Source organism: Dyadobacter sp. BHUBP1 (genome assembly GCF_050587785.1).
Taxonomy (GTDB): domain Bacteria; phylum Bacteroidota; class Bacteroidia; order Cytophagales; family Spirosomataceae; genus Dyadobacter.
In genome coordinates this window covers 1-1,309 of sequence record NZ_JBOBIH010000038.1, presented here as the reverse complement: position 1 = coordinate 1,309, position 1,309 = coordinate 1, and the positions used below count along the sequence as shown (strand labels likewise).

2 protein-coding genes are annotated in these 1,309 nt (G+C 43.3%); both read left to right on the top strand.

Annotation, left to right across the window (positions count from 1 at the left end; all coding sequences use genetic code 11):
- Nucleotides 1–401 precede the first annotated feature (401 nt).
- On the top strand, nucleotides 402–1,040 hold the full coding sequence (locus ACQ4MZ_RS31525; protein WP_430852023.1) for a LuxR C-terminal-related transcriptional regulator: 639 nt from the start codon (nucleotides 402–404) through the stop codon (nucleotides 1,038–1,040).
- Nucleotides 1,041–1,049: 9 nt separating this feature from the next.
- The coding region (locus ACQ4MZ_RS31520; protein WP_430852022.1) for a hypothetical protein at nucleotides 1,050–1,309 on the top strand (260 nt) is incomplete at its 3' end.

Sequence of the window (1,309 nt, the reverse complement as noted above, 5' to 3'; positions counted from 1 at the left end):
TGATAAAAAACGGTCTTTCGGAAGCCCAAGACCGTTTACTTTCTGGTATTAACCGTGCTGCACTTCAATCAAGCTGACGACAAGACCATCAGGCTGAATGCACTCGTTACGTTATGAAGGACTAGTGACGGATATGACCGGCAATTTTCCTAGCACTGCTTATTGGTTTTGCCAGCCGATAAGACCAGTAACATGGCTGTGAAAATCTTTCTCATACTTAGTTATTCGATTCAGGAAGCTGGTTGTCACAAAGTACCCGCCCGGCAGAACCAGGCAGGTATCCGAACTATCCGCCAACAGAAACCTGCATTTAGGCCTCCGGGTCCTGACCTTGAAAGCCGTACGCTAAGGCCGACCGAGCCCATAGAATATATAAACCCACTCGCTCAAAATTATCCCTTATGATAACATTAACCAGGAAAGCCAATGCGGTCATTTTTGACGACCACAAGATCTTTGCCGATTCTTTTTCATTCTTCTTGGAGAGCTTGGATTTATTCAAGACGGTCCACTGCTTTACAATTGAAAATGAGCTGATTAGATTTTTTATGAACCAGGCCAGCAATGAACAAAATTTCCTGTTTGTAGATTACTACCTTTCCGAGAAAAATGGGCTATCAATTGTCAATGATGCCAGAAGGCTATGTAAGCCGGTCAAAATCATTGTTGTGTCCAGCGTTGTCAACGCACTGCTGATCAATGATATCGTTCAGCACAAACCCGATGCGTTCCTAAGCAAATCAGCGGGGCTAGAAGAAGTTTTGGAAGCGATCAAAGCCGTGGAAAATGGGCAAGCCTATATCTCCCCTTATTTTCAACAGATCATCAATGCGAATAAGCCTATCTCTTCCGGGTATACGGACCGTGAGTTGGAGTTGTTGCAATATTTCGCCAAAGGATACACTATCGAGGCTACGGCCAAAGCACTGTATCTGAGCGCGCACACTGTCATTGCGCATCGGAAGAAAATGATGAGAAAATCCAACTGTAAATCCATTATAGAATTGCTGGCCCAAGCTAGACAGACAGGTCTGATTTGAAAAACTGATATGAAAAAAACGTTAGTCTTTCTGGCCTTAGCTTGGTTTTGCACGGAAGCATATGGTCAGTATCCTATACTTTCCAAAGCCTTTCCGGATAGTTTGCACATGCTCTATTACAGCAACAAACTGGGCAAAAAGGCTTTCTTGGACAGCACTACGGAGCTGTTTTACAAGAATATAACAACAGGGAATTATTTCGAAGGGAGTTATTTGCTTAGCTACCTGAAACTCTACAAAGAGCTATCATGGGAAAGTGAGAATTACAA